Source organism: Minwuia sp., from assembly GCF_048263705.1.
In the GTDB taxonomy this organism is placed as follows: Bacteria; Pseudomonadota; Alphaproteobacteria; order Minwuiales; family Minwuiaceae; genus Minwuia.
On record NZ_JBLXDV010000002.1, the window covers coordinates 61,094 to 78,998 of the forward strand.

At 64.5% G+C, this 17,905-nt stretch carries 17 protein-coding genes; 8 read left to right on the forward strand and 9 right to left on the reverse strand.

The annotated features are described in order from the left end of the window. The first annotated feature begins 6 nt into the window (after positions 1-6). Positions 7-591: a cold-shock protein gene (locus ACN0X7_RS02695; RefSeq protein WP_417513851.1), complete on the forward strand. Its 585-nt coding sequence runs from the start codon at positions 7-9 to the stop codon at positions 589-591. A gap of 18 nt (positions 592-609) precedes the next feature. Continuing rightward, positions 610-1,959: an FAD-dependent oxidoreductase gene (locus ACN0X7_RS02700; protein WP_417513853.1), complete on the forward strand. Its 1,350-nt coding sequence runs from the start codon at positions 610-612 to the stop codon at positions 1,957-1,959. 26 nt (positions 1,960-1,985) lie between these two features. Here the strand turns inward: ACN0X7_RS02700 and ACN0X7_RS02705 are convergent, their stop codons facing one another. The 5 genes from ACN0X7_RS02705 to rph all read right to left on the reverse strand — a co-directional run bounded on the left by ACN0X7_RS02705 (position 1,986) and on the right by rph (position 6,978). Next, the gene (locus tag ACN0X7_RS02705) at positions 1,986-3,131 is read right to left on the reverse strand and encodes a tetratricopeptide repeat protein (protein WP_417513855.1); all 1,146 of its coding nucleotides are present in this window, start codon (positions 3,129-3,131) and stop codon (positions 1,986-1,988) included. A gap of 96 nt (positions 3,132-3,227) precedes the next feature. Further along, positions 3,228-4,478: an MFS transporter gene (locus ACN0X7_RS02710; RefSeq protein WP_417513857.1), complete on the reverse strand. Its 1,251-nt coding sequence runs from the start codon at positions 4,476-4,478 to the stop codon at positions 3,228-3,230. Then, the gene (gene hemW, locus ACN0X7_RS02715) at positions 4,475-5,638 is read right to left on the reverse strand and encodes a radical SAM family heme chaperone HemW (RefSeq protein ID WP_417513859.1); all 1,164 of its coding nucleotides are present in this window, start codon (positions 5,636-5,638) and stop codon (positions 4,475-4,477) included. The genes ACN0X7_RS02710 and hemW overlap by 4 nt, the downstream gene beginning before the upstream one ends. A 14-nt stretch (positions 5,639-5,652) precedes the next feature. Then, positions 5,653-6,255, reverse strand: a complete 603-nt coding sequence (rdgB, locus tag ACN0X7_RS02720) for an RdgB/HAM1 family non-canonical purine NTP pyrophosphatase (RefSeq protein WP_417513861.1) — start codon at positions 6,253-6,255, stop codon at positions 5,653-5,655. Between the two features lie 3 nt (positions 6,256-6,258). Further along, on the reverse strand, positions 6,259-6,978 hold the full coding sequence (rph, locus tag ACN0X7_RS02725) for a ribonuclease PH (RefSeq protein WP_417513863.1): 720 nt from the start codon (positions 6,976-6,978) through the stop codon (positions 6,259-6,261). A gap of 186 nt (positions 6,979-7,164) precedes the next feature. Here rph and hrcA point away from each other — a divergent pair, with 186 nt between their 5' ends. From hrcA to ACN0X7_RS02745, 4 genes are all read left to right on the forward strand, one after another. Next, complete coding sequence (gene hrcA / locus ACN0X7_RS02730; protein ID WP_417513865.1) at positions 7,165-8,214, forward strand: heat-inducible transcriptional repressor HrcA; 1,050 nt, start codon at positions 7,165-7,167, stop codon at positions 8,212-8,214. A gap of 44 nt (positions 8,215-8,258) precedes the next feature. Further along, on the forward strand, positions 8,259-8,921 hold the full coding sequence (locus ACN0X7_RS02735) for a nucleotide exchange factor GrpE (RefSeq protein WP_417513867.1): 663 nt from the start codon (positions 8,259-8,261) through the stop codon (positions 8,919-8,921). Between the two features lie 10 nt (positions 8,922-8,931). Further along, on the forward strand, positions 8,932-9,900 hold the full coding sequence (locus ACN0X7_RS02740; protein WP_417513869.1) for an ATP-grasp domain-containing protein: 969 nt from the start codon (positions 8,932-8,934) through the stop codon (positions 9,898-9,900). Between the two features lie 69 nt (positions 9,901-9,969). Further along, positions 9,970-10,962 (forward strand): MDR family oxidoreductase, encoded by a 993-nt coding sequence (locus ACN0X7_RS02745; protein WP_417513871.1) that lies wholly within the window; start codon positions 9,970-9,972, stop codon positions 10,960-10,962. A 22-nt stretch (positions 10,963-10,984) separates the two neighbouring features. On the opposite strand, the gene ACN0X7_RS02750 is transcribed toward ACN0X7_RS02745, so the two are convergent. After that, on the reverse strand, positions 10,985-12,358 hold the full coding sequence (locus tag ACN0X7_RS02750; protein ID WP_417513873.1) for a mechanosensitive ion channel family protein: 1,374 nt from the start codon (positions 12,356-12,358) through the stop codon (positions 10,985-10,987). Positions 12,359-12,471: 113 nt separating this feature from the next. Between ACN0X7_RS02750 and ACN0X7_RS02755 the strand changes: the two genes are divergently transcribed. Beyond that, complete coding sequence (locus ACN0X7_RS02755; protein ID WP_417513875.1) at positions 12,472-14,286, forward strand: acyclic terpene utilization AtuA family protein; 1,815 nt, start codon at positions 12,472-12,474, stop codon at positions 14,284-14,286. A 55-nt stretch (positions 14,287-14,341) separates the two neighbouring features. After that, positions 14,342-15,412, forward strand: a complete 1,071-nt coding sequence (ada, locus tag ACN0X7_RS02760) for a bifunctional DNA-binding transcriptional regulator/O6-methylguanine-DNA methyltransferase Ada (protein ID WP_417514656.1) — start codon at positions 14,342-14,344, stop codon at positions 15,410-15,412. Here ada and ACN0X7_RS02765 read toward each other — a convergent pair. From ACN0X7_RS02765 to ACN0X7_RS02775, 3 genes are read right to left on the reverse strand one after another with little or no spacing between them, the layout of a single operon-like run. Continuing rightward, a complete protein-coding gene (locus tag ACN0X7_RS02765) occupies positions 15,405-16,016 on the reverse strand; it encodes a DUF1684 domain-containing protein (protein ID WP_417513877.1) in 612 nt (203 codons plus the stop codon). The two genes, ada and ACN0X7_RS02765, sit on opposite strands and share 8 nt — an antisense overlap. Then, positions 16,013-16,606, reverse strand: a complete 594-nt coding sequence (locus ACN0X7_RS02770; protein WP_417513879.1) for a LysE family translocator — start codon at positions 16,604-16,606, stop codon at positions 16,013-16,015. The genes ACN0X7_RS02765 and ACN0X7_RS02770 overlap by 4 nt, the downstream gene beginning before the upstream one ends. Positions 16,607-16,638: 32 nt before the next feature. Next, entirely contained in the window at positions 16,639-17,859 is a 1,221-nt protein-coding gene (locus tag ACN0X7_RS02775) for an adenylate/guanylate cyclase domain-containing protein (RefSeq protein WP_417513881.1), read from the reverse strand. Positions 17,860-17,905 lie beyond the last annotated feature (46 nt).

The window sequence follows — 17,905 nt, forward strand, 5'->3', positions numbered from 1 at the left end:
TAAACAATGTTAAGTTCGACGCAGTACAAAGATTGGGTGAGACAGAGCATGTTCCAGGAGGTCGCTGAAAAGCAGACCATTGAGGTAGGCGGACATCTCAAGTGGTTCAACTATGTCAAAGGGTACGGTTTCGTCACGACCGACGATGGGCGTGACGTATTTCTGCATCTTTCCTGCCTGCGGAAAGCGGGGCTTTCCTTCGTGGAAGAAGGATCCGAAATCTGGTGCATGGCCGTAGAGGGTGCCCGCGGCCTGCAGGCCGTGAGCGTCACCCAGGTCCGCCCTGCCAACCCCGACAACAGCCCGCAGCAGCAGCAGACGGAAATCCCGAGCGGGACCATGTCACAGCCCGGCGACCTGTCCGAGGAACCGCCCGAGAACGAAATCGGTGCCGTGGTGAAATGGTTCAACAAGATCCGCGGATACGGATTCCTGACCGCCGAGAATACCCCGTCGGATATTTTTCTGCACATTGAGGTGCTGCGCCGCTCCGGCATCACCACCGTGCAGCCCGGCCAGCAGCTTCGCATCACACTCGAAGAAGGCGACAAGGGTCTTTCCGCGCGCACCGTCCGGCTGACGGACGTCTGACGCTGATCCGCGCAACCCATGACTGATCATCCCGGCTCACGAACCATCCGGCGACAACCGGATCAGACCCGCGCGCTTTCGGCTGACCTGTGTGTGGTCGGTTCGGGCGCGGCGGGCCTTTCTGCGGCGCTTGAGGCCCATGAACTCGGTCTGGACGTACTGATCGTGGATGCATCGCCCCAGCTGGGCGGTCAGGCGGTGGGCTCGGCAATCGGGACCATCTGCGGCCTCTACAGCAATGGCGAGAGCCCCCACCGGGTGACCCATGGCGTCATGGACCGGATGCTGGAAACGCTGTCCCGCAACGGCGACGCGGCGGCACGCCGGGCGCGCAACACGCTCATCCTCGACTATTCGATCAATGCGTGGATGCGCTGGGCCGAAGATGCGGTCGCCAGCCGCGGTATCCGGCCACTGACCGGTGCTGTTCTGAGAGCGGCGGCAGTGGACAGCGGCCGTGTCAGGTCACTGGAAATCGCCACGCGCTGGGGGGACTACCGGGTCGAAGCGAACACGTTTGTCGATGCTTCCGGCGATGCCGCGCTGACCTGGCTGGCCGGTCAGCCTCTGACTGAAGCGGACCGGTCGATCTACGGCACCATCATGGCCGTTTTCGAGGATGTCGATACCGACATCTGCGGAGCCTATCCCAGGGAGAAATACCACGAGGCGATGCGCCGACGCGGTGCGGATTTCGGCCTGGTCCGTCACGACGGGTTCATCTTCCCGGTCGCGCGAGGCGGGCGGGTTCTGCTGAACATGACCCACATCGAGACGCCGCAGGAGGCCATCGGCCTGGCGCTGGCCGGTATCGAGGGGCGGCAGCAGATCGACGGCCTGCTGAACCTGTTCCGTGACGAATTCCCCGAAGCATTCGGACAGGCCCGCGTGGCGATCTATGGCCAGCCGGGCATCCGCCAGACCCGCACCATTCAGGGACGCAGCCGCATCACGGTGGATCAGGTCCGGACCGGATCCGTGCCGGACGATGTGATCGGGCGTTGCAGCTGGCCGATCGAACTGCATACCGAACTGGCGGACACCCACTGGGAAGTTTTCGACGCGGACCACATGCACCACATTCCCTTTGGTGCCATGGTGCCGAAGGGTCTGGACAATGTCGTCGTGGCCGGACGCTGCATCGACGCCGAGCCTGCGGCGCTCGCCAGCGTACGCGTGATGGGGCCCTGCTTCGCCATGGGTCGCGCGGCGGCAACGGCCGCATCGCTGGTCGGCAGCGGTTCCTTCCACCAGATCGACGTTCAGGCGCTTCAGAACGGCGTCGGCGATAACATCAGCCGGAACACCAGGGATCCCTGGACCGCCGAATTCACCGCCGAAACCGGACGGGAAGCGGACGGCGCCTGACCTTGATCAGGACGCCTGTCCGATCATCAGCTCTTGTTCTTGCTCAAACGTGCCCGGTTACGCTGGGACTGACGCAGACGTTCATCGCGGATGGCGTGGACCGTCTCCATATCGAGGTCCCGTCCCTTGCCCAGTGACGCGAGCCTGCGGAACATCCCGACCGCCGTGCGGGTCGTCGGTCCGTCGCGGCCATCGACGCCTCCCGACGGGATGCCCATCTGGTTGAACGCGGCCTGCACGAAACGCACGGTGGCCTTGTCCACAATAACCACCTTGCCGGCGGGAAGCGGCTGCCAGGCGGCGGCTTCGTCGCGCGCGGCACGAATGTCCGCCCGGGACATCCGGCGACGATGTACGGGGACGGCCTGCTGCGCTTCCTTCGATCCGGCCTTCGCGGCCAGGATCAGCCACTTCAGCCCCTCGGACTGGTTCACGGGCAAACCCTGCCCGGCCCAGATCCGCTTGCCGAACTTGACCTGCGATTCGACGATCCCGTACTGCGCGGCACGTTCATGCCAGCGCATGGCCCACACCGGATCGACCGGCACGCCTCGGCCGGTTTCATAGGACTCGGCGGTCTCGACGACCGCACCGACGATCCCCTGCTCGGCCGCGCGTTCGAAATAGCCCGTCGCGATCTTGTCGTTGACCGGAACACCGATTCCCGAACGGTATGCCAGAGCCATCTGGTTCTGCGCATCGGCGATACCGCCGTCGGCCGCGATCCGCATGTACGCTGTCGCCTTCTTCGGGTCGGGTGCGACGCCCGGTTGACCGCGTCCATAGGCCTGGGCCGCCAGATACGCCGCCTGCGCCTGACCCCGGGACGCCGCCTTCTCGAACGATGTCAGTGACTTGACCGGATCCTTCGCGACACCCTTGCCATCGCGATAGGCGAGGCCAAGCATGTAGAGCGCATCCGGATCGCCCTTGGCCGCCTCAGGTTCCAGCAAAGCCACGGCGCGCGCCGGATCGGCCGGCTTGCCTTCACCGAAATAGTACTGACGCGCCAGAATGACATTGGAAACATTCGGCTTCACGACCGGCGGTTTGGCAACCACGGGCGGCTTCTGCGGTTCGGTGCAGGCACCGAGCAGAACTGCACCGGTCAGCGCAATGATCATGGGACGCGTCACGGCGCGCGCGTTCGGTAAACGGCTGAGAATTGTCATGGCACTTTCAGTTACTGGGGAAACTACAATCCGCGCTCGTCGTAACCGGTGAGTCGCCGCCATGTCAAACACAGCGCGACCGGGACGTGACGGGCATCAGGGGCGATCGTTCCGAAGACGGCGCTCGAAGGCACGCGCGGCCATGGTCGAGAAAACCGACGCGCCGACACAATACAAGGCAGACCAGACCGCGATCCGCTCCATGGTGACACCCACGTCGATGGCCGCCCCCATGATGAAGGGTGCCAGCCCGGTCGAGAACACCATCATCGCGGTCGCGAACGAGCGGATCGATCCGATGTAGCGCACGCCATAGAGTTCGGCCCACAGTGCCCCGAGGAGCACCTGCGTGAGTCCCGCACCAAACCCCATCAGCCCCAGAAAGACCGGTGCCGACCATGCCGCGTTCCCTGCCCAGAGAACGGCGCAGGATGCGGCGAGCGGTGCCAGAAACACACTGACCAGACGCCGGGCGCTCAGCCAGTCGACCAGCGCCCCCCCGATCAGCAGGCCCAGCACGGTCGCCACGGCAAACGCACTGAACGAATAGGCCATCACATCGATGTCCCAGCCCTTCGAGGCTGCCAGATGCACCTGATGGAAGAAGAAGCCCGTCGAGATGAACGCCGGTGCCAGCAGAGCCGGAAGCCGGAGCCACAAACCCGGATCGCGGAGCGCCTGGCCAAGCGTGTAGTCGGCCCGTGCGCCCGTCGATCGGACTGCGGCAGCAGTGGCGACACTGACCTCCGCCTCGGGCTTGCGCCAGCCCGTGCCGCGCAACAGCAACGGGACGATGGGAACCAGCACGATCACCAGCACGGCCGTCGCGAACCAGGCCTGCCGCCAGTCCATCTGTGCCAGCAGGAAGATGACGAAGGCCGGTGACGCCGCGACTCCGATGGCGTGGCCCAGCGATGCGATGGAAATCGCACGCCCCCTGAAACGCTGGAAATGCCGGGCCATCGCGGTGATCCCGACATGGGTCGACATCCCCTGCCCGAACAGCCGCAGCCCGAAGATCGCAACTGTCAGCGCGACGGGCGACCAGGCCAGTCCGGCGAAGGCCGCCACCCCGGCCAACCCCAGAAGCACGATGAACGAACTGTTGTTCAGCGACAGGAAATCGACGATGCGTCCGAACAGGATCAGCGTCGCGCCGCTGGCGATCGTCCCGATCATGTAGATCAGCCCGAACTCGCCATGGCTGAGATCGAATGCGGCGCGCAACTCGCCGCCGAAAAGCGAGATAAAATAGGTCTGGCCGACACTGGAGATCAGGCACATGAACGCGCCGAAGGCGATCAGCGAGACGCCCCGCCGCATGCCGCCCGCTTCCGTGAAACTCATCTGCCGCGCGCTCCATCCAGAAGCTGTCCGGTGATGCTGTTCAGCAGCAGGCGGCCTTCGGGCCGGACCTGAATTCCATCGCCGTCCGACACGATCAGCTCGGCGCGCGCCAGCCCCTCGACGGCCGTCGGGTCCAGCAGGTCGGAGAGTGCGGTGCCGGTGCGGTGCCGAAACCGGGCCTGATCGATGCCCCGGGACAGTCTGAGCCCCATCATCAAAGCCTCTTCCGCCTGTTCGGCGGCAGGTACCGAGCGATCCTCATCCAGACCCTGCCGGTTCGTCTCGACCTGCGTCAGCCAGCGTTCCGGCTTCTTCACGTTCGCGGTGGCGTGGCGCCGTCCGTCCGGCATCACCGGTCGCCCGTGCGCGCCAGGCCCGATGCCGATCCACGAACCATACTGCCAGTAGATCAGGTTGTGGCGGCTTTCCTGACCGGGCACCGCGTGGTTGGAGGTCTCGTAGGCCGGTATCCCCGCCGCATCGCACACCCGCTGCGTCAGATCGAACAGGTCCGCTGCCCGGTCATCGTCCATCGGCTGAAAGGCCCGCCGCCGCACCGCCCCGGCGAACCCCGTGTTCGGCTCGATGGTCAGTTGATAGAGCGAAAGATGCCCCCGGCTGAGATCGATGGCGCGTTCGAGTTGCTGCCGCCACGCCGCCCCGGTCTGGTCCGGCAACGCATAGATCAGATCGAACGAGAACCGCTCGAAGGTCTGCCGGGCGGTTGCGATGGCTGCCAGCGCGGTATCCGCATCATGCGCGCGGCCGAGGAATCTCAGCGCTTCATCATCGAAACTCTGCACGCCGAGACTCAGCCGGTTGATCCCGGCAGCCCTGAAATCCTGGAAGCGGCCCGCTTCAACCGTCGACGGGTTGGCCTCCAGCGTGATCTCCACATCGTCGGCCAGCCCGAACTGCGCATCGATCTCCGCGATCAGCGCCGCGACCGTCGCAGGCGGCATCAGCGAGGGCGTACCGCCGCCGAAGAAAATGGAGCGAACCGGCTGCTGTCCGATCCGTTCCCGCCAGTATCCGGTCTCGGCCAGCAGTGCCGACCGCCAGCGATCCTGATCGACCGTCTCGCGCACGTGGCTGTTGAAATCGCAGTAGGGGCATTTGGAGACGCAGAAGGGCCAATGGACATAGATACCGAAATCCATCGACCCGAAACCCTTCAAGACAGGCAGGCGGCAAGCAGTTGCCGGAACGCGTCGGCGCGATGGCTGATGGTATGTTTTTCCGCGGGATCCATCTCGCCGAATGTGACGTCCTGCAGGTCTGCCACGAAGACCGGATCGTACCCGAATCCGTTTTCGCCGCGCGGCGGCCAGACCAGTTTCCCCGTGACCTTGCCTTCGAAGACGGCTTCTTCCCCGTCCGGCCAGACCAGCGCCAGCGCACAGACAAACTTCGCGGAACGGTCATCCGATCCACTGGCCCGCAGGGCGTCCTCGACCTTGCGCATGGCCAGTGTGAAATCCTTCTCCGGCCCCGCCCAGCGCGCCGAATAGATTCCCGGATCGCCATTCAGCGCGGCAACCGCCAGGCCCGAATCGTCCGACAGGGCCGGCATGCCGGAAGCTTTCGCCGCCGCCCGCGCCTTCAGCAGCGCGTTGCCCTTGAAGGTTTTCTCGGTCTCCTCGGGTTCCGGCAGGTTCAGTTCCGCCGCCGACACCGGCGTGATCCCGAAGGGCCGCAGCAGATCGGCAATTTCCACGACCTTGCCGCGGTTATGGCTGGCGACGACGATCCGCTTCTCAGTCAGTCTGCGCGTCATGCCTCAACCGCCTACCGCCGCGCGCTGCATCTCGCTCAGCTCCGCACAGCCCTTCTTGGCGAGGCGCAGCAGTTCCATGAACTCGGCGTCGGTGAACGGCGTGCCCTCGGCTGTCGCCTGGATTTCGCAGAGCGTGCCACCGTCGGTGATGACGAAGTTGCCGTCGGTCTCGGCGTTTGAGTCCTCGGCATAGTCCAGGTCGAGCACCGGCGTCCCCTGGTAGATGCCGCACGAGATGGCCGAGACCTGTCCGATCATGGGCACCGACTTGATCGCGCCCTTCTTCACCAGACCGTCGAAGGCAATATGCAGCGCGACCCAGGCACCGGTGATGGAAGCCGTACGGGTGCCACCGTCCGCCTGAAGCACATCGCAGTCGACCCGGATCTGACGTTCGCCGAAACCTTCCAGATTGGTCACCGCGCGCAGCGAGCGCCCGATCAGACGCTGGATCTCCTGCGTGCGGCCGGACTGCTTGCCGCGCGCGGCCTCGCGGTCGGTCCGCGTATGCGTGGACCGGGGCAACATGCCGTATTCAGCTGTCACCCAGCCCTTGCCGCTGTTGCGCAGCCACGGCGGGACGCGTTCTTCGATGGATGCGGCGCACAGCACATGCGTATCCCCGAAACGGATCAGGCAAGAGCCTTCCGCATGTTTCGCGAAACCGGGTTCGATGGAGACGTCGCGCATCTGGTCAGGCACACGGCCCGAGGGGCGGTTCATGGATTCACCTCTTTGTTTGATGGGCGCGTTCTAAAGCGTTCGGCGGGATGATTGAAGCGCTATCATCCGGCGGAGGACGATGCGCCGGGGTATCCACATGTCCCGACGCCTGATCGTGTGCGATTTTCCGCTCGCGAAAGCCGCGTGCCCGTTGACCGGCCAGGGCCGCAAACCTACCTTCAGACCATGACAGACCGTGATGCCATACAGTCTCTGGACGAGCGGAGCCGGGAGATTTTCCGCTACATCGTCGAGGGTTATCTGGAAAAGGGTGTGCCGGTCGGATCGCGCACGATCTCGCGCAACATGTCGAACTCGCTGTCACCGGCGTCCGTGCGCAACACGATGTCCGATCTGGAAGAGATGGGACTGCTCTATTCGCCGCACACCTCGGCGGGCCGCATGCCGACCGAGACCGGTCTGAGGCTGTTCGTGGACGGCCTGCTGGAGGTTGGCGACCTGTCGGATTCGGAGCGGGCCTCCATCGAGGGACGCTGCGTGACGCTGGGGCGCAACTACACCGACATGCTGTCCGAAGCGTCGAACATGCTGTCCGACCTGTCCGGATATGCCGGACTGGTCACCGTGCCGAAAAGCGACCAGCCGCTGAAGCACCTGGAGTTCGTCAGCCTCTCCCCCAACAAGGCCCTGGTCGTGATGATCACTGTCGGCGGCGTCGTCGAGAACCGCCTGATCGAGGTGCCGCCCGGCCTGCCGCCGTCGACGCTGGTCGAGGCCGGCAACTACCTGTCGGACAGATTGCGCGGGCGCACGATTTCAGAAGCACGACAGGCCATTCTGGAAGAACTGGAAGCCCGCAAGGCGGAACTGGATGAACTTGCATCCCAGGTGATCGAGGCCGGTCTGGCCGACTGGGCCGGCGGCGACGATTCCCGGCGGCTGATCATTCGCGGGCACGGCAAGCTGCTGGAAGACGTGCAGGCCATTGAGGACCTGGGGCGCGTGCGGATGCTGTTCAACGATCTGGAAACCAAGAGCGACCTGCTGAACATGCTGGACCTGGCCGGCGACGGCGAAGGCGTCCGCATCTTCATCGGTTCGGAAAGCAAGCTGTTCAGCCTGTCCGGCAGTTCCATGATCGTGGCCCCGTTTTCCGACAGCAACCAGCAGATCGTCGGTTCCATCGGCGTGATCGGCCCCACGCGCTTGAACTATGCCCGCATCATTCCCATGGTTGACTACACGGCGCGTGTCATCGGCAAGCTGATCGGCTAAACAGCCCGACAGCGCGGACACGCCACAACATTCAGGACAGATCGATGACGGATCAGAGCGACAAGAAATCGTCGGATGAAATACCCGAAGGTGCCGAACCCGAAAAAGTACTGGACGAGGCCACCGAGGCGTCAGCCGAACCGGATCCCGCGGCGATGGCCGAGGCGGAGGCACTGGATGCGGCGAACGATCAGGAGCCTGTCGTCGATCCGGATCCCCTTGCGGAACTGGCCGAGGAGAACGCCGTCCTGAAGGATCGGCTGATGCGCACGCTCGCCGATCTGGAGAACACCAGGAAGCGCGCCCAGCGCGAAAAGGAAGATGCACTGAAGTTCGGCGCGCAGAAGTTCGCGCGCGACATGTGCGAAGTTGCCGACAATCTGCAGCGCGCGCTCGATTCGACGTCCGAGGAAGATGCGTCCGCAGAGACCAAGGGCGTCCTGGAGGGCGTCAAGATCACCCGGGATTCACTGAAGCAGATCTTCGAGCGGCACGGCGTCAGGGAAATCGAGGCCGAGAACCAGAAGTTCGACCCGAACCTGCACGAAGCGATGACCGAGGTCGAGGTGCCCGGCGCGCCGCCCGGCACCTGCATTCAGGTGATCGAAAAGGGCTTCACCCTGAATGGCCGGCTGCTGCGCCCCGCGCGCGTGATCGTCGCCAGGGCGCAGAGCCAGAGCGGGCAGAAGGTGGACACCTCGGCCTGAGGCCGCAGGCGTGAAAATCCGCAATGACGAGCGGCTGATGGTGGAGGCCGTGGTCGGCTTTGCCGCTGACGAAGGCTTCGACCTGACACGCCTGTCGCACGACTGGCTGCTGGTGTTGCGCAAGGGCCAGCGGACCCATACCGTCTTCGGCTATGACGTCGGTCTGAACAGTGCGACCTGCCTTCGGGTGTGCAACGACAAGGCGGCCAGCTTCGATGTGCTGAGAGCTGCCGGTGTGCCGATGATCGAACATCGGCTGTTCCTCGAACCGATCATGCACCGGTTCACGGGGCTGCCGGGAAACTGGTCGCGCATTCTGGAGGCCTTCAGCACCTTTGACCGGGACGTGGTGGTCAAGGCCAACGAGGGCACCAGCGGCAACGATGTGCATCGCGTCCGCGATACGGCGGAACTTGAACGAGTGGTGCACCTGCTGCTGCAGTCCTGCCGCTCCATTGCCGTTTCGCCCTTCGTCAGTCTGAAGGCCGAGAAACGCTTCGTTATTCTGGATGGGGAGATCATGCTCGCCTACGCGAAGGCGCGGGCCGCCGCGACCGGCGATGGTGCCAGCACGGTTCGGCAACTGGCCGCGGCATCGCTTTCGCCCGAAACCGCCGAATCGTTCGGGGAATGGCTGGGCAATCAGGCACGCGAGGATCTGGACCGGATTCCCCGCCGCGGCGAGCCAGTGTATTTTGGCTGGCGGCACAATCTGGGCCATGGCGCGCGTGCGGAGACCATCCCGCCAGACGACCGGAACCACAAACCCGCAGCGGGACTGGCGCTCGACGCCGCCGCGGCGACTGGTCTGCGCTTCGGCAGCGTCGACGTGGCCGAACGCGCCTCCGACGGCGCACCGGTGATCATGGAGGTGAACGCCGGAGTCATGCTGGAGCATTTCGGCCGTCGCGATGCCGAAGCCCGGCAGCAGGCCATGGACATCTATCGCTCCGCACTGGCCCGGGTTTTCGCGGACTGACCGATTGCCAGCCCGATAGGGCGTACGCTAGACAACAGTCACACAGGAATTCACGCCGGGGAGAGCATCATGGCCGACACATTCAGGGCAATTGTCGCGAACAAGGACGATGACGGCTACACGTCATCGGTCAGGCAGATCACGCTGGACGATCTGTCGGAAGGCAATGTCGTCGTCGATGTCGCCTATTCCACACTGAACTACAAGGACGGCCTGGCCGTGACCGGCAAGGGCAAGATCTGCGAGAGCTTTCCCATGGTCTGCGGGATCGATCTGGCCGGCACCGTGGCCACGTCCGACTCGGGCGACTTCAAGCCCGGCGATCGCGTGGTGCTCAACGGCTATGGCCTGAGCCAGAACCACTCCGGCGGCTATGCACAGAAAGCCCGCGTGCGTGCGGACATGCTGGTGAAGCTGCCCGACAGCATCGATTTCAGCCAGGCCATGGCCATCGGTACGGCGGGGTACACCGCGATGCTGTGCGTGCTGGCGATCGAGCGCCACGGTGTCGCGCCGGGGGACGGCGAGATTCTGGTGACGGGTGCCGCCGGCGGCGTCGGTTCGGTCGCGATCTCGATCCTGAACAAGCTGGGCTATACGGTCGTCGCCTCGACGGGCCGTTCCTCCACCCATGACTACCTGAAGGGTCTCGGTGCCCGGGAATGCATCGACCGCAACGAACTTTCCGAACCGGGCAAGCCGTTCCAGCGGCCGCGCTGGGCCGGTGTCGTCGACACGGTCGGATCCAGCACGCTGGCCAACGCGCTGGCACAGACGAAGTACGGCGGCTGCGTCGCGGCCTGCGGTCTCGCAGGCGGCACCGACCTGCCGACGACCGTACTGCCGTTCATCCTGCGCGGCGTGACGCTCGCCGGGATCGACTCGGTCGAAGCCCCGATGGCCGCCCGCACCGAAGCCTGGACGCGCCTTGCCACCGACCTGCCCATGGATGCACTGGACGCCATGTCCGCAACCGTCGGCCTGGAAAAGGTTCTGGAACTGGCACCCGAAATCCTGAAGGGTCAGGTGCGCGGTCGCGTCATCGTCGACGTCAACGCATAAGCGTTTCCGCGAGCGTCAGCTTCTATCGCTCACCCTCTCCATCGTCCCCGCTTTCGCTGCCGGGGCCGGTGTGGTGGGCGGACGACGCTTCACCATCACTCTCGGCGTTCTCGCTCGGCGACGGGCCGCGTCCCACCGAGGCGGAACGACTGCCGGAGCCCGACGACGAATCCGACAGCTTCTCAGGGTTTCGTTTCTCCGAGGCGCTGGGCCGTTCGGGCAGGTCGCCCGACGATGACGGCTCTTCGTTTTCCGCATTGCCGGACGGCACCGCTTCCGGCTTGCCGAACGGCACGGTCTCGACATAGAGCGACGACGAGGGGAATGCGAAGCCGGTTCCTGCTTCCTCGACCAGTTCCTTGATGTGGTAGAGCAGCCGCTCCTTCACTTCCATCCAGACCGCCCATTTCGTGGTCTTGGTGAAGCAGTAGAGCATGATGTCGATGGATGAATCATTGAAGCTGTCGACGTGAATCAGGGTCGAGACCCGGTTCGGATCGGTCTCGAAATCCTCGCCGTTGCGGACATAGTCGTTGATGCCCTCGACGATCTGGATCAGTTGCTCCTGCGTCGTGCGGTACTCGACGCCGATCATCCAGTAGATGCGCCGGTTGGTCATCATCGAGAAGTTCGTCACGGCCTCATCGGCCAGTGTCGAGTTCGGCACGGTCACCAGCGCCTTGTCGAACCGGCGGATCTTGGTGGTCCGGAAGCCGATCTTCTCGACGGTGCCCTCGACGTCGTTGGAGCGGATCCAGTGGCCCTCGACGAAGATCTTGTCGAGGAAGATCACCAGCCCGCCGAACAGGTTGGCGATCAGGTTCTGGGCCCCGAAGGCCACGGCCATGCCGACCAGCCCTAGGCCGCCCAGCACGGCGGCGATGTCGAAATCCCACTCTTCCAGAATGGCGGCCACGCCGAGCACGACGATGATGACGCGAAACACCCGGATCGCGAACTTCTTCAGCGCCTCGCCCAGGTCCTGTCCTCGCATGGCGTTCATCGCCGTATCCAGCAGGAACGACAGCGGTACGGCCATCCGGTAGATCGCCCAGAAGATCGTGAAGGCGATCAGCGACCGGATGATCTTGACGACATAGTCATCCACGGCCTCCGGCAAGGGCGCGACCCGTGACGCAAAGAACAGTCCGGCGACAATGAACGTGAACCGCAAGGGTCCCCGCATGGCCTCCAGTATCTGATCGTCCACGGTCGTTTCGGTGCGCTGCGTCAGTCGACTGAGCGATGCGATCACGATCTTCGTGAAAATACCCCGCAGGATCACGAAGATCAGGAAAATACCGATCGCCAGCAAAATGCTGTCGATCTCGACCCCGAAGACTCCGCGCTCCCATACAAGGCGGATTTCGTTCCAGAATTCTTGCAGTTCGTTCATGGGCGCGCACAATAGGGAGGGCCATGGCACAGGGCAAATTCCGGAGACCGGAAAAGCGCCGCTGCGTCAAAGGGTCTGACCGAAGGCTTCGGATTTCCTGGGGAGGATAGATGATGAGCGACAAGATCGTGCGTATCGGCGGTGCATCCGGCTTCTGGGGGGATTCCGGGGTCGGCGCGCCGCAACTGGTCCGCCGGGCGGAGATTGATTATCTGGTTTTCGACTATCTGGCCGAGATCACCATGTCGATCATGGCCCGGATGCGCGCCAAGAACGCCGAGGCCGGCTATGCGACGGACTTCGTTTCGGTCGCCATGAAGCAGGTCATCCGCGACATCGCCGAAAAAGGCATCAAGGTGGTCAGCAACGCCGGCGGCGTGAACCCGCAGGCCTGCGCTGTGGCACTGCGCGAGGTGGCCGAGGAAGCCGGCGTGAAGCTCAGGATCGCCTGGGTCACCGGCGATGACCTGATGCCGAAGGAACAGCAACTGCGCGACGCCGGGGTTACGGAGATGTTCTCAGGCGCTCCGTTCCCGGACAAGTGCTGGTCGATGAATGCCTACCTGGGCGGCCTGCCGGTGGCGAAGGCGCTGGACGAAGGGGCCGACATCGTCATTACCGGACGCGCCGTCGACAGCGCAGTGACACTCGGTCCCCTGATCCACGAGTTCGGCTGGTCGGCGGACGAATTCGACCTGATGGCCGCAGGCAGCCTCTGCGGGCATATCCTGGAATGCGGCGCGCAGGCTACCGGTGGCCTGTACACCGACTATCACCGCGTGCCCGACTGGGACGACATCGGCTATCCGATCGCGGAATGCGCGGCGGACGGCAGTTTCGTCATCACCAAACCCGAGGGGACCGGCGGTCTGGTGGAGGCCGGCACCGTCAAGGAGCAGTTGCTGTACGAGATCGGAGATCCACAGGCCTATCTGCTGCCCGATGTCGTCTGCGATTTCAGTCAGGTGAAGGTCGAGGAGATCGGCGCGCACCGTGTGAAGGTCTCGGGTGCCCGGGGTTATCCGGCACCGGACACCTACAAGGTCTCCGGCACCTGGCAGGACGGCTTCCGTGCCACGGCCCTGATCACCATCGGCGGCTGGGACGCGGTGCCGAAATGCGAACGGACCGCCGAGGCGATCCTGAAGCGCACCCGGCGGCTGCTGGCCGAGCGCAACCTTGGTGACTACACGGACACGCTGGTCGAGATCGTCGGCGGAGAAGCCATGTACGGCCCGCACTCCAGGGCCCGCTCCGCCCGCGAGGCCGTCATGAAACTGGCCGTCAAGCATCCCGATCCGAAGGCACTGAACATCTTCGTCAAGGAAATCGCGCCTGCGGGCACGTCCTTCGCACAGGGCACGACCGGCGGCTTCGGCGGCGGCCGTCCGAAGCCGCAGCCTGTGGTCCGGCTGTTCTCGTTCCTGGCGAAGAAGGCCGATCTGCCGGTTCAGGTCCATGTCGACGACCGCGTCCACGATGTCGACATCCCGCCCGGTCAGCCGTTCGATCCCGACAGCATCGTACGCCCCGAAGCCGTCACGCCCGAAGCCCCATCCGGTGACACCGTCAGCGTGCCGCTGCTGGCCATCGCGCATGGCCGTTCGGGCGACAAGGGCGCACACGCCAACATCGGAATCATCGCCCGCAGGCCGGAATACCTGCCGCTGCTGCGTCACGCGCTGACCGAGGAAACGGTGGGCGCGTACATGGCGCACACGTTCGACAATGACGTACAACTCAGCCGGTTCGACCTGCCGGGCATCGGGGCCATGAACTTCATGCTCTACGATGCGCTGGGCGGCGGCGGCATCGCCAGCCTGCGCAACGATCCGCAGGGCAAGGCCTATGCGCAGATGCTGATGGACATGCCCATCGAGGTGCCCAGGGCCTGGGGCGTGCACCAGACCGCTTCGGCGGCGGCCTGACATTGGTCACAAGCGGCGGATGGTGATGAAACCGGGAAAGGACGATGTTGAGGCCATGCAGAAGGAGCAAGCCATGACCGAACATCGTTACTGGACCGCCGTCGAGAGCCGCGATGCGAGCTATGACGGTCATTTCGTACTTGCCGTCAAGACCACCGGTATCTATTGCCGCCCCAGTTGCCCGGCCCGCACGCCGAAGCGCCAGAACGTCCACTTTTATGACGTCCCCGCCGCGGCGGAGGCTGCCGGGTTCCGCGCCTGCAAGCGCTGCCATCCGCAGAAGCAGCATCTGGTCGATCCGATGATGGCCGCCATCGAGGACGCTGCGCGCGGGATCGAGAAGCGCCTGCTGGCCGAGGCTGCCGTGCCCTCGCTGGAGGAACTGGCGAAGCGCGCGGGCTTCAACGCACAGCACTTCCAGAAGGCCTTCAAGAAGGCGCTGGGCCTCAGCCCGAAGCAGTATGCCGACGCACGCCGGATGGTGCTGCTGAAAGACGGGCTGAAATCGGGCAACGGCGTATCCGACGCGATCTATGCGGCCGGTTACGGCTCGCCCAGCCGTGTCTACGAGAATGCGGGCCGCCAGATGGGCATGGCACCGGGAGTGTACGCGAAAGGCGCGCCCGGCGTCCGGATGGCCTACGGCTTTGCGGACTGCAAGCTGGGGCTGGTCATGGCCGCGACCACCGACAAGGGCATTTCCGCCGTCTATCTGGGCGATGACCCGACGCGACTGGCAGACGAACTGCGGATCGAATACCCGAAGGCCGAGATCGCCGAAGATCGCACCGATCTGGGCGAGGCGCTGTCAGCGTTGACCACCTATCTGGATCGGAACGGACCGCATCCGGCGTTGCCCCTCGATGTGCGCGCCACGGCCTTCCAGTGGCAGGTCTGGCAGGCGCTGATGCAGATTCCCTATGGCGAGACGCGGACCTACAAGCAGATCGCCGAGATGATCGGCAATCCGAAGGCCATCCGCGCCGTGGGCACTGCCTGTGGCCGCAACCCGGTGTCGCTGTCCATCCCCTGCCATCGCGCCCTGGGCACCGACGGCAAGCTGCACGGCTATCGCTGGGGCCTCGACCGCAAGCAGGCGCTGCTGGAACTCGAAGGGATCAGGTGACCGGCCATCGCTCCCCGGCGCGCACGGGCACCGACAGCGCATTCTCAGGCGGCGAAAGCGGACAGACGTAGGCATCGGAATGGGCACAGGACGGGAAGTAGGCGAAGTTGAAATCCAGGACCAGACGCCCCGGCCCGTCCTGCCCCAGGTCCGCGCCCTTGATGGTGTCCAGCAGATACCGTCCGCCGCCATAGGTCTCGGTGCCCGAGGTCGCATCGCGAAACGGCAGGAACAATCCGCCACCATAGCCGTGCAGGCGGTAGATGGTCAGTTCGAGACCAAGCGTTCCGGCCAGTCCCGCTGTTCTGAGCGCCGGTGAAACCGTCAGCGCGCCGTCGCTGCCGAGCTGGTAGCTCTCGGCCTTTCCTTCGGCGGGTTCCGTCTCGACCGCGAACCGCAGAGCGGGGTCATGGTCGAACAGGTGAATGCCTGGGAAACGGCGACGGTCTGCCGGCGCGATCATCGATGCAGGGTGCGTTGCGACCAGTTCCGCCCGGCGGTCCTGCCAGTAACGCCAGGCCTGCTGCGGATCAGGGATCGCGCGCACGGTGGCATACATCCCGGATACGCAACGCCGCCAGTCGAGCACTTCCAGCGGCGTCATTTGCCGCCGGCCACCAGCGCCAGCGCGACGACAGCCAGCATCGCGACGGCCATCGCATAGTTGATCCAGCGCTGCGTCCTTGGCGGCAGGTCCAGCCGCTTCAGCGTGATGCCGAGAAACAGCCAGCCGAAATGCACCGGCACCCAGATCAGGTTGATGATCAGGAATTTCATCGCGATCTCGGTCACCGGGTCGGCAAAGCCGAGCGGCAGGCCGGCGAACAGCGTGGTGTTGACCGCATAGGCCTTCGGATTGACGAACTGAAGAAACAGGCCATCCAGCGCGCCGGGTTTGCGCGTGGCTTTCCTGAACGCGATCTCCGACCCGGAAAAGGCGATCTTGAACGCCAGATAGGCAAGGAACGCGACCGATATGCCCAGCAGGATGTCCGTCAGATACGGCACTGTCTCCAGCGACGCCCATAATCCGGTAGCGACCAGTAGGGCCACCAGATTGGTGCCAACGAACAGGCCTGCACCGAACAGCGCCCCGCGCCGTGCGCCGAAACCCGCGCCGATGCCCGCAACCGTCAGCACGCCCGGTCCGGGTGTGATCAGCAGGAACAGCACGGCCAGCGTGAAAGTCATCATGGTCGTGTGGTTCTTTCCATCGGCCGCCCGGTTCAGGCGGGTTCGAAGATTTCCGCAGGCCGCGACACGCCGCTCAGGCCATGAAATCCCAGCGAGCGCAACGCGCGCCCATCATCATGGTATTCGGCGAAGTCAGCGGTCATCAGGATCGGACGATCGAGCACGCGGGTCAACGATTCGACGCGGCTGACCTCGTTCACGGCCCGCCCGATCACCGTGAAATCCAGCCGGTCGGCCGAGCCGATGTTGCCGAAAATGACCTCGCCCGCATGCAGCCCCACCCCGACGCCCAGTTTCTTCTGGCCGTTCGCTTCGCGGCGCTGGTTCAGGGCCGTCAGATTGCGCACGCCTTCCTCGGCCGCCGCCAGCGCGGACTGGCAGGCAAGCTGGGCCGTGCGGTCGTCCATCGGGAAGATCGCCAGCATCCCGTCGCCCATGAACTTCAGCACCTCGCCCCCCAGCGCCTTGATGGGTTCGATCATGCAGTCGAAATAGTCATCCAGCGTGGCGATGATCTCATCGGCCTCCAGCTTGTCGGACAAGGCCGTGAAGCCGCGCAGATCGCAAAGGAACACGGCGGCCTGCAACGCTTCCCCTTCGGCCCGGTGAATGGTGCCGGTCAGCACGCGCCGCGCGGCGGCCTCTCCGAGATAGGTGTTCAGCAGCGTGCTGGTCGCGAAATAGCTGTTCAGCAGTTCCATCCGCATGGCGATCAGGGGCAACAGTTCGCGCAGCCGGGTGATGTGCGCGGCGGAAAATCCGGCGCGGCGGCGTGTCGCGAACGACAGCACGTTGACCTCGCCGGTCGAATGCCGGAGCGGCAGCGCGATATAGTCGGTCATGCCGTCTTTCCTGGCTTCGCGCCAGATGTCGTACGCCAGCAGATCATCGTCGACGTCGAGACGCTGCCGCACTTCCGGCGCGCCCTGATGAATCAGATAGACCGGGCTCTGGTAATAGAAGTCCGAGCGCTCGGCACCATGTTCATTGACGCGTGTCTCGCTGCCGCTTTCGGGCCGCCAGATCAGATTGCGCGAGACGAAGAGCGGATGCAGCGAAAGCAGGCCGCAGAACGCCCGCCCGATCTCGATTCCCTCGCCAACCAGCCGCCTGCAGAGATCGTCGAAGAAATCGAGTTCCGCATTCGGACGATGCAGATCGACCATCAGCCAGCGCGCCAGATCATCGTCCAGCCAGCGCGCGCGCATCATCTGCGGCTGTTGCCGGGGTTCCGGCGTTGGTTCTTCCGTCAAATCCTGTTCCGATCACGGTGTGACAAATTGATTGGACTGCGGCACA

Bases quoted from the DNA above. Each gene is read 5' to 3' on its own strand.
- ACN0X7_RS02700 (WP_417513853.1), top strand. From the start codon at position 610: ATGACTGATCATCCCGGCTCACGAACCATCCGGCGACAACCGGATCAG.
- ada (WP_417514656.1), top strand. From the start codon at position 14,342: ATGCAGAAGGAGCAAGCCATGACCGAACATCGTTACTGGACCGCCGTC.
- ACN0X7_RS02770 (WP_417513879.1), bottom strand. From the start codon at position 16,606: ATGATGACTTTCACGCTGGCCGTGCTGTTCCTGCTGATCACACCCGGA.
- ACN0X7_RS02755 (WP_417513875.1), top strand. From the start codon at position 12,472: ATGAGCGACAAGATCGTGCGTATCGGCGGTGCATCCGGCTTCTGGGGG.
- ACN0X7_RS02735 (WP_417513867.1), top strand. From the start codon at position 8,259: ATGACGGATCAGAGCGACAAGAAATCGTCGGATGAAATACCCGAAGGT.
- ACN0X7_RS02695 (WP_417513851.1), top strand. From the start codon at position 7: ATGTTAAGTTCGACGCAGTACAAAGATTGGGTGAGACAGAGCATGTTC.
- rdgB (WP_417513861.1), bottom strand. From the start codon at position 6,255: ATGACGCGCAGACTGACTGAGAAGCGGATCGTCGTCGCCAGCCATAAC.
- rph (WP_417513863.1), bottom strand. From the start codon at position 6,978: ATGAACCGCCCCTCGGGCCGTGTGCCTGACCAGATGCGCGACGTCTCC.
- ACN0X7_RS02710 (WP_417513857.1), bottom strand. From the start codon at position 4,478: ATGAGTTTCACGGAAGCGGGCGGCATGCGGCGGGGCGTCTCGCTGATC.
- ACN0X7_RS02750 (WP_417513873.1), bottom strand. From the start codon at position 12,358: ATGAACGAACTGCAAGAATTCTGGAACGAAATCCGCCTTGTATGGGAG.
- ACN0X7_RS02745 (WP_417513871.1), top strand. From the start codon at position 9,970: ATGGCCGACACATTCAGGGCAATTGTCGCGAACAAGGACGATGACGGC.
- ACN0X7_RS02765 (WP_417513877.1), bottom strand. From the start codon at position 16,016: ATGACGCCGCTGGAAGTGCTCGACTGGCGGCGTTGCGTATCCGGGATG.
- hemW (WP_417513859.1), bottom strand. From the start codon at position 5,638: ATGGATTTCGGTATCTATGTCCATTGGCCCTTCTGCGTCTCCAAATGC.
- hrcA (WP_417513865.1), top strand. From the start codon at position 7,165: ATGACAGACCGTGATGCCATACAGTCTCTGGACGAGCGGAGCCGGGAG.
- ACN0X7_RS02705 (WP_417513855.1), bottom strand. From the start codon at position 3,131: ATGACAATTCTCAGCCGTTTACCGAACGCGCGCGCCGTGACGCGTCCC.